General features: G+C 40.3%; 11 protein-coding genes and 2 pseudogenes. 4 read left to right on the top strand and 9 right to left on the bottom strand.

The genetic code is table 11. From position 1 onward, the window contains the following. Window positions 1-206: 206 nt before the first annotated feature. A complete protein-coding gene (locus FYJ57_RS14200) occupies window positions 207-1034 on the top strand; it encodes an IS3 family transposase (protein WP_328597497.1) in 828 nt (275 codons plus the stop codon). Between the two features lie 270 nt (window positions 1035-1304). Here FYJ57_RS14200 and FYJ57_RS14190 read toward each other — a convergent pair whose 3' ends face one another. The 9 genes and pseudogenes from FYJ57_RS14190 to FYJ57_RS14150 form a co-directional block, all read right to left on the bottom strand. Continuing rightward, a complete protein-coding gene (locus FYJ57_RS14190) occupies window positions 1305-1475 on the bottom strand; it encodes a cysteine-rich KTR domain-containing protein (protein WP_226896997.1) in 171 nt (56 codons plus the stop codon). A 54-nt stretch (window positions 1476-1529) separates the two neighbouring features. After that, window positions 1530-3449: a tetracycline resistance ribosomal protection protein Tet(O) gene (tet(O), locus tag FYJ57_RS14185; RefSeq protein ID WP_008399617.1), complete on the bottom strand. Its 1920-nt coding sequence runs from the start codon at window positions 3447-3449 to the stop codon at window positions 1530-1532. 366 nt (window positions 3450-3815) lie between these two features. Continuing rightward, window positions 3816-4190 carry a TnpV protein gene (locus tag FYJ57_RS14180; protein WP_001129922.1) on the bottom strand — a complete coding sequence of 125 codons (375 nt, stop codon included), beginning with the start codon at window positions 4188-4190 and terminating at the stop codon, window positions 3816-3818. A gap of 46 nt (window positions 4191-4236) precedes the next feature. After that, a pseudogene (locus FYJ57_RS14175) lies at window positions 4237-4554 on the bottom strand (toprim domain-containing protein); the annotation flags it as partial. 103 nt (window positions 4555-4657) lie between these two features. After that, window positions 4658-5101 (bottom strand): GNAT family N-acetyltransferase, encoded by a 444-nt coding sequence (locus tag FYJ57_RS14170; protein ID WP_117496040.1) that lies wholly within the window; start codon window positions 5099-5101, stop codon window positions 4658-4660. 37 nt (window positions 5102-5138) lie between these two features. Beyond that, window positions 5139-5663, bottom strand: coding sequence for a flavodoxin family protein (locus FYJ57_RS14165; protein WP_055176454.1), 525 nt, complete (start codon window positions 5661-5663; stop codon window positions 5139-5141). A gap of 124 nt (window positions 5664-5787) precedes the next feature. After that, window positions 5788-6111: pseudogene (locus FYJ57_RS16435) on the bottom strand (LPS biosynthesis protein). A 69-nt stretch (window positions 6112-6180) separates the two neighbouring features. Beyond that, window positions 6181-6705: an ImmA/IrrE family metallo-endopeptidase gene (locus FYJ57_RS14155; protein WP_235232791.1), complete on the bottom strand. Its 525-nt coding sequence runs from the start codon at window positions 6703-6705 to the stop codon at window positions 6181-6183. An 83-nt stretch (window positions 6706-6788) separates the two neighbouring features. After that, entirely contained in the window at window positions 6789-7199 is a 411-nt protein-coding gene (locus FYJ57_RS14150; RefSeq protein WP_154433159.1) for a helix-turn-helix domain-containing protein, read from the bottom strand. Between the two features lie 317 nt (window positions 7200-7516). Here FYJ57_RS14150 and FYJ57_RS14145 point away from each other — a divergent pair, with 317 nt between their 5' ends. From FYJ57_RS14145 to FYJ57_RS15685, 3 genes are read left to right on the top strand one after another with little or no spacing between them, the layout of a single operon-like run. Then, the gene (locus tag FYJ57_RS14145; RefSeq protein WP_154433158.1) at window positions 7517-8788 is read left to right on the top strand and encodes a Y-family DNA polymerase; all 1272 of its coding nucleotides are present in this window, start codon (window positions 7517-7519) and stop codon (window positions 8786-8788) included. A 15-nt stretch (window positions 8789-8803) separates the two neighbouring features. Further along, window positions 8804-9220 (top strand): YolD-like family protein, encoded by a 417-nt coding sequence (locus FYJ57_RS14140; protein ID WP_154433157.1) that lies wholly within the window; start codon window positions 8804-8806, stop codon window positions 9218-9220. Window positions 9221-9279: 59 nt separating this feature from the next. After that, window positions 9280-9408: a hypothetical protein gene (locus FYJ57_RS15685; RefSeq protein ID WP_268825326.1), complete on the top strand. Its 129-nt coding sequence runs from the start codon at window positions 9280-9282 to the stop codon at window positions 9406-9408. Window positions 9409-9564: the final 156 nt, after the last annotated feature.

Genomic DNA, 9564 nt, shown 5'->3' with positions numbered 1-9564 from the left:
ATGTAATGACACGGCAATGTCTTTCAAGACGAATCAGTTCCATTGAACATCTTCAAAGAGAACTATCCGTTTGGGAAAACGAACGCAACAGTAATGAAGATGGCGTAAACTGGCAATTTAAAACAAATGATGCGCGTATAAAGCTCACATCTTTGTATCCTAAGTTGTAATTAGGATACAAAGATTAGTTTAAATATCAACGTGTCATTACACTAGGTGTCTCACGTTCAGGATATCAGGCATGGCTCCACCACATACCTTCCAATACGGAAAAACATCGTGAAGCTGTAAAATCAAAGATAAAGGATATTTATGAAAACTCCAGGCAGAACTACGGTGCCCCAAAAATCACTGTAGAACTGCGAAAAACAGGTGAAGTTATTTCAGAAAGAACCGTTGGTACATATATGCGCCAAATGGGAATCCGTGCTCAATGGAGCAAGCCTTGGACAATCACCACAAAAGATTCTGATTTCAGCACTGAATTACAAAATATCCTTGATGAACAGTTTAATCCTGACCGTCCGAATGCTGTCTGGTGTTCGGATATCACCTATATCTGGACGATAGATGGATTTGTCTATCTGACCAGCATTATGGATTTATTTTCCAGAAAAATCATTGCATGGACACTTTCAGAAACACTGGAGGTATCCTGTGTGATTGATACTATAAATAAAGCGAAAGCCCGCCGAAATATTGATCAGCCACTTATTATTCACTCTGATCGTGGCAGCCAGTACGTTGCAAAAGAATATATAAAAGCAACAGAGCATATAAAACGTAGTTATTCAAAGAAAGCGTTTCCATGGGATAATGCGTGCATTGAATCCTTTCATTCGATCATCAAACGTGAATGGCTCAACCGCTTCAAAATCCGCGATTACAAACAGGCATACCGACTGATTTTCGAATATCTGGAAGCTTTCTACAATACAAAACGAATTCATAGTCATTGCAACTACATGTCACCGGATGAATTCGAACGAGTGTATGAAAGAACACATACGGAGGCGGAGCTTCTGGCAAGTTAAAATGGGGAGAAATTTCTCATTTTAACTTGTACTAAATCTTGACATAGGACCAAATAAACTTTGCTTTATATAAGCAGATGGGCAACCGCCCGAAAAAAGGAACATAAAAACCCTCCAAATTTAAAAACAAATTCAGAGGGTAATTTAGGGTATAACAAAATAACCCACCCGAATATCGTTTTTTTTATTTGGTGAGTTTGTTCTTTCAAATACGAAACAAAAAGAGCCGATGATTCGTGAATTGTTCCACAATTTCATCGGCTCTGCGTCTTAAGCGTCTGGCTCTTTGATGACAGTTATCTTCAAGTTGTCAACTTTAATCAATCTTTCTTGTCTGCATTTTGGACAATAAAGGGGATAATTCTTCAAAACAGTGTCCTTCCTAATTTTATTACGGGTTTTGCTCCCACAAACAGGACATAATATCCATTCGCATTTCATCATAATTAGCTTCTAATCCTTTCAAATCTCATTTTATACGACTTATGCAAGCTGTTAGGCTAACTTGTGGAACATATGCCGAACCTTATCTATACGGCTATTCGGGCGGCGGGGTTGGCAAATAAGTTTACCAGTAGCTGGCTGGTATCCTTTTAACTCTGTCAAGCAGACTCCCTGCCCATTTGTGAAATAAGTTAAATCGTTCCTGTATTCTTGAATACATCTAGCAGGGATTTCTCCTTTCAGAATGACCTCGTCATTCTTTATCTGAGTACTTACAATATCTGCACAATACCTTGGAGCATCATGATACGCCCGTGAGAGATATTCCTGCGGTGCATAAATTTCAAAGTGGAGATATGGCTCTAATAGTTCTGTCCCTGCTTTTTTTAAAGCCTGCTCCAATACGATAGGGGAAAGCAGCCGAAAGTCTGCGGGGGTACTTACAGGACTATAATACAATCCATATTCAAAACAGATTTTACAGTCTGTCACTTTCCATCCATACAGCCCCTGCTCGCAGCCATAAAGAACCCCCTCCATAACCGCATTTTGGAACGATTGGTTTAAATATCCAAGTGAAACTCTGCTTTCATACTGCACTCCACTTCCAATAGGGAGCGGCTCTATGGACAACCCGACAGAAGCCCAGAAAGGATTTGGCGGGACTTCTATGTGGATGGTATATTCTGCTTTTCTAAGCGGTCTTTCCATATATATAACAGTAGGCTCTTTTATTTCTGCCTCCACATGATATTTTTCCTCAAGGATGGCACAAATGACTTCCATCTGCACTTTCCCCAAAAAAGAAAGTATAATCTCATGCGTTGTAGTATCCACATAATATTTTAAAAGAGGGTCGCCATCTGAAATTTCTGTAAGTGCCCCAAGCAATATTTCCCGCTGTTCAGATTTCTTTGCTGCAATCGTTGTTTGGAGCATAGGGAGAGGATTTTCAATAAATGTTCTCTGCGGCAACAGCATTTCGTTCCCCAAAATACTGTTTAGCTGCAAAACATCATTTGGTAAAATTACAATATCACCAGAGCAGGCTGTATCGGATGAACATAATTCACCGTTTGTCGGAACACACATCTCTGTGATTTTTATTTTCTCTTTTTCAGATATTTTAATAACATCCCTCAAATGCAATGTTCCGCTATATATACGCACATAAACAAAACGCCGCCTTTTCTCTGAATATTCAATCTTAAAAACCTGCCCGCATAGTTCAGATTGACCTTCAGGCGTTGATGAATAAAACTTACTGGCAATCACTTCTATAAGCTGCCGAATCCCCAGATTGTTTTTAGCGCTTCCGTGATAAACGGGAAATAACGTTCCGTTTTGGAATCTCCTGTTTTCTTCCTGTTCCAGTTCTGACATTTTAAACGGTTTCCCTGACATATATTTCTCTAATAGTTCATCGTTTCCCATAATTACCGCATCCCACTGTTCCATATCGTCATTGTCCGTTACATTTATATGAGGATGCTGCCCAACCTTTTGCTTCACTATAATTTCCGAAGAAAGCTTTGCTTTCATTTCTTGATATACCATTGGCAAATCAATCCCCTCTTGGTCAATTTTATTGATGAAAAAAATTGTCGGAATCTTCATTGTCTGTAGTGCATGAAACAGTATACGGGTCTGTGCCTGTATGCCATCCTTTGCAGAAACTAATAATACTGCTCCGTCTAATACGGATAAAGAACGGTATACTTCCGCCAAAAAATCCATATGGCCTGGCGTATCTATAATGTTGACTTTTACATCCTCCCACTGAAAAGATGTCACTGCTGTCTGGATAGTGATTCCCCTTTGACGCTCCAAATTCATTGTATCTGTCCTTGTTGTGCCTTTATCTACGCTCCCTGGTTCTGCAATTGCACCACTGGTATACAATAAACTCTCCGTTAATGTTGTCTTTCCTGCGTCAACGTGAGCCAGAATGCCTAAGTTAATTATTTTCATGTGATTTTCCTCCTATCAACACCCAAAAAAGGGCATAAAAATACCCAGTGATAAATACTCCTATCACTGGGTAAATAACTCCAATAGCCCCAAAACACTTATATGTTTTCGGGCATATAAAATTACATGATAAAAGTATTCTTAAACTGGGTACAAAAAACTAAGCCCCATATTAAAAGTGAAACGGGACTGCTACTTTTTGTTCCCACTATCAAATTGACAGTTTATTTAAGAATACCTTGCCGCATATTTATTAACTCCTTGTATAATACTGAATCTAATTATATTCCTTAACCCTTTATTTGTCAAGCTGACAAACTAAAGCAGAAAAAGCGGCAGGATTTCCCCCTGCCACTAATCATCTGTTTATGCAAAAATAATTTCCTTTTCCACAATCTCCCTCGCACAAGCCCTTATGTTATTGAGGCATCCTGTCCATTCTAAGGCGTTTTCTGCCTTTAGCTGTTCCGTTATGCCCTGTGCCTGTTTCATACCCTCTATGAGCCTTTCAAAGCGTTCCTGTGCCTGTCTGTTGATGTCGGCAAGGTAGGCGTTTAGCCTGCCGCTTGTAAGAAGATTGGTGTATGTAACTTTACGGTACTGTTTTAGATAATCTAAATGCCGTTGCCCCCAGATGCCTATTGCCTGTTCTTCTTCGGCGGGTACAGTTAAGCACGGTATCAAATAATCCCCTTGCCTTTCGTATTTGCCGCCCAGTTCCTCAAATAATGATTTTGCCATTGTCTGTTACCTCCACATTCTTTTTTATTTTGAATGTCCGCAAAATCCGTCCTACATCCGTTGCACACACAAGGCTTTCCACATCGCCCCTCGCCATGAGCTTTTTGAGAATGCCAAACTGCTTTCGAGTTCCTGCCGAGACTTCATACTTCCAATCATCAGGAAGGATGGGGAGGTCTGCATACGACCATTTGCTGTATTTGGCATCATAGGCTTCAGGCTGTGCCAGTTCTACCAGATGCCCTACACACCAGCTGACAAGATAGTCATTGCCCTCCAGGTATCCGTCCCCACGTTTATTTGCTCCCAGCACTTTGGCTATACTCTGAGCGACTGAGGGTTTCTCAGCCAATACTAATTTCATTTGCATCTGCTCCTTTCTTGACAAAATAAAAGCAGCCACACACTGTTGTGCATGACTGCTATGTAATATCTCAATTTAGTTTATGTTTCCGAAAAATAGGAAGTTATATATGTCTTTGCAAATATACCATATCTATTAGTTGTACACCGCCCTCATAAATTGGGTGGTCATAATTGTCAGTAAAGAAATTCGGAATCTTGTGAGATCGAACAAATCCACATTTTTCATAAAATGGTATCGTCAATGGACTATCACCTGTTCCAACCTGCAAAACAGAATATTCATCTGCATATTTACTGGCAAGAAAATCAATTAGTGCTTTCCCATAGCCCTTTCCTTGATTCTGAGGATCGACTGCAATATTTTTAATTTCAAGTATTCCATTATCTTCATCAGTGACAACACATTCAGCTTTTACATTACCATCTTCAAGTACATACATAGTACCTTTTTCAATATAACGGTCAATCATATTCTCCTGCTCATCAGCTAATAACAATAATGATATAAACTGCTTTTTATTCTTATCCACTTCTCTGATTTTCATATCCATCACTCCGTCAAACTGGAATTTGGTGTGTGCTTTATAAATTTTTTCCAATCCACTCAAGTTCGTTCATGGAATCCTTATTTTTTTCAAGTTCATCTCTGGCTGTTGCATAATATGATTTTTTGAAAAGCATATCCCATGAAAGATATTTTGCCATACAGTCAAACTGCTTATCAATCAGCTCATACTGGATGCTGCCTACGGGAGAACCACCTACAACAATTGTGCCAACTTTTTTGTTTTTTAACTGCAATCCACGGCAGTAGCACTTATCAATGATAAGTTTCAATTGTGCTGACATTCCCCACCAATAAACTGGTGTAGCAAAAAGAATCATATCTGCGGCAGCAATTTTATCAATGGTAGAATTTGTATCATCCTTATCGACGCATCCCTTAGAGCATTGACAGACACCACATCCCTTGCATGGTGCAATGTTGAGTTTGTCGGGTTCAATGATTTCAATTTTATTCTTTTCTGACGCTCCTTTTATAAATGCATTGATTGCTGCCAGCGTATTTCCTTTTCTGGCACTTCCATTAATGATTACAATTTTCATGCGTGTATCCTCCAACTTCCGATTTTAATGTCTCTATTATACCATAATGATACTATTATAAAAAAGGAAAAAGAGCTCCTTCGAGCTCTTTTGATTCAGTTCTGTAAACTTGAATTTGACTTGCCTATTTTCTTAAAATCTCATGTGGAGCTTCTATTTCATTTGCCAAGGTATGCTCTGTTAATTCTGACATCAATTTCAATTTTTTATTAATCAATGGTCGCATACAATTAGGAACATGTTCCTGATGTGCTCTGTGGATTGCTACACATTCCTTACAGTTTCCGTGATAACGACAGGCTTTCAGGCAAGGACAGTGATCTTTGTCTTTATACTCCTTACGAAATTCCGCTGCAAATTCTTCTTGCAGTCTCAGCCCCTCGACACGGTTTCCCTTATGAAATTATACCATTGCATCCAGTTCTTTCTGGTTCCCTTCAATCTTCATGTTATTATAGCGCCTCCATTTCAACTATTCCTCATTTTCTGATAAATTCCGATTTGTTTAATTCTTATTCTATTTCGCCAGAAAATTACTCTGTATCTCCATCGGCATATGATAAGCCTGCCCGCGTTTCATCAGGCTGTAGAGCTTGAAGCTCATGAGTTCCGGGCTGGCATTCAGGCTGCTACAGAATCCAAAATAATTCAGGTCTTCGTTCTTGGACATTTCAGCCACATCGTCGTCTTCGAGAAGAAGATCTGCAGCAAACAGATTGGCTTCATATTCTGTAGAATCCATCATATTGTAAAGCACATCATCCTTCATGGGAGCCATTTTCAGCTGTGACCGGTGCAGGATGATATGCCCCAGTTCGTGTGCAGCAACGATGCGCTGCTCTTCTTCAGAAAGGAAACTGCTGATCATGACATAGATCGTCTGGCAGCTCATGAAGCAGTAACCTTTTAATTTCTTATAATTCGATGTTTCTCCGACTACGACGTTCATGCAGTCGAGAAGTTCAAAAGGGTCTCTGGTCTTAAAGCGTTTGACCAGTTTTTCCACTTTTGCGTAGATATAACTATTTCCCAAATAAATCACCTCAAAAGATCCGTTATCTCAAAGATGCGGAGAGTTCCCCACAAGTATAATGTACTCCAAATGCTGTACAATAAAAAGGACACTTACTTTTCATTGAGATACTTTTTCGGTGTAAACTTCTTGGCACGTCTTTTGGAATCCAGATAAAGCATCTGGATCTCATCCATGAAAGCGGTTTTATCTTCATCGGATAATTCTCCACCGGCGAACATGGCGGCTGCCTGTTCCAGAATCTGCTGTGCCTGTTTCGCACCTCTGGATCCATATTGTTCTGTGGCTTCTGTAATAAAGGATTCCTCTTCTGTCATGAGATAAGAAACATCACATCCCAGAGTATCCGCAAGTTTCTGATAAAGTTCATGCTGCTTTGGATAACGTCCTTCTTTCTCCCATCCGCCTACCGTTCTTAAGGATACACCAATTGCCTGGGCCAGTTGGGTCTGACTCATATCCTTCGTTTTTCTCAATGTTTTTACTTTCTCACCGAATGTCATAACAATACCTCATTTCTAAGCTATTTCAGGCTGATTGACTTATCCCGGAGCAAAAGCAGGAAAGTAATTTCCTAAAATACGCAAGTTAACTCTTGACAATGCGAAATTGATTGCCTATAATGTGAATCACAACAGATAAGCAATTACTTGCATATAATATAAACAATATTTCCTATAATGTCAATATTAATCTCTTATAAATTGCCTATTTTAGCGGATTTTCAGTTGTATTATTGCATCTGGAATGTGAATAAATGACGCAGGAAGAAGCAATTAGAAGAGAAAATAGGCAATTACGTGCAAAAGAGGTGAAAAAAATGGGACGTCAGAAGTCTTTTATCTGTATCGATCTGAAATCCTTCTATGCGTCCGTCGAGTGTGTAGAAAGAGGCCTTGATCCATTTAAGACAAATCTGGTCGTTGCGGATCCGACAAGATCACAGTCTACGATCTGCCTGGCTATTACTCCGGCTATGAAGAAGCTGGGGGTGAAGAACCGGTGCCGCATCCATGAGATTCCGGCAGGTATTGAATATATTACAGCCATGCCGAGAATGCAGTTGTACATTGATTATTCTGCCAGAATATACAGTATCTATCTCCGGTATATTTCCAAAGAGGACATTCATGTATACAGCATTGATGAATGTTTTATGGATGTGACGAATTATCTGTCCCTTTATCATATGACAGAAAAGGAAATGGCGGTTGAGCTTATGGATGCGGTGATGAAAGAAACCGGTATTACTGCTACTGCAGGGGTCGGTACGAACCTGTATCTGGCAAAAGTTGCCATGGATATCGTGGCAAAGCATGTGGAGGATCATATCGGTATTTTGAACGAGATATCCTACAGGCAGAAGTTATGGGATCATCGGCCGCTCAGTGATTTCTGGAGGATTGGTTCCAGAACAGAAAAGAAACTTGCCGGTTATGGAATCCATACCATGGGAGATATTGCTTATACATCTGTTACATCTGAGGATTGGCTCTACAAGATGTTTGGAATTGATGCAGAATTGCTGATCGATCATGCCTGGGGTTTGGAATCCTGTGATATTCATGATATCAAGAATTATCATACGGAAGAACACAGCCTGTCTAACGGGCAGGTACTCATGCGGAATTATTCTTTTGAGGAAGCCGCGGTAGTTGTTCGGGAAATGACAGATGTTCTTGTGCTGGATCTGGTGTCCAAAGGATTGATTACTGGCTCTATTACACTCTGGATCGCTTATGATCACCGATATGAGCGTCCTTCCTCTCATGGGACTGTACGGCTGACATCTCTGACGAACAGTTCCAGCACGATCATGGATGAAGTGGATAAACTGTATCAGAAGATTACAGACCGTTATACCGGAATTCGGAGGATCGAGGTCTGTGCCAACCGGGTAATGCCGGAAGGGTATCTGCAGTATGATCTGTTCACAGATCCGGAAAAGATTGAAAAAGAAAAAAACTTACAGCAGGCCATTCTGAGTGTGAAAAAAAAGTATGGAAAAAATGCGATCATGAGGGGAGCGAATCTGCTTGACTGCTCTACATACAGAGAACGAAATAATCAGATTGGCGGTCATCGTGCATAAGGAGGTGCATAGATCATGATGGCAAGTGCGTATGCAAAATTAATTTATATGCCAAGACCGGTATCCAACCGGCGAAAGATGGATGTGGGACACCGGGCAAAGCAGTTTGCACCGTTTGCTGCTCTTCGGGGATTTGAAGAGTCGGTCCGGAAAAAAGAGATCCTTTATGAACCCAGAAAGGAACTGTCTGAGGAAAAGAAGCAGGAACTGGACAGAAAGTTACAGTATCTTTCTACAGGTATGTGGATTCAGGCAACATATTTTGTCGAGAGTATGGAATTTCCGGGAAAAGGAAAGCATTGTACCATTGAAGGAACTGTGGAATTCTTTGATCTGCAGATTCATCTCCGGATTGGAGATACAGAGATACCAATTTCAGATATTACAGATCTGTCTGGAAATGTGTTTGAAATATTAGAAGAACCCTGTTAATTATTTTTGTGGAAGTTTCCGCAAAACCGGCGGCGAGTGGGAGCTGACAGGAAGCGGAAATGAAAACAACAGATTGTCAAAGCCAGTCTGAATATGGAAATCGTGATTGCCCGCGCAGCTTTGGCGCTTACGGAATGGACAACCATGATGCTCATAAGGCGGATTTTTATTTCCCTTGGATCCGTTGAGTAATAAATGAAAGATCATATGTTATTGCTTAAAGGAGGAAGCCTATGGGATCAGGTAATATTAAATGGCATGTACACTGCTCTGTCTGTGGAGCATTTCTGGAGAAAAGTGCACAGAGCGATTCAGAAGTGGATTGCAAAAAATGCAGGAGTACA

It is taken from the genome of Oliverpabstia intestinalis (assembly GCF_009696065.1).
Taxonomy (GTDB): domain Bacteria; phylum Bacillota; class Clostridia; order Lachnospirales; family Lachnospiraceae; genus Oliverpabstia; species Oliverpabstia intestinalis.
This window is presented reverse-complemented; position numbering and strand designations above follow the sequence as displayed.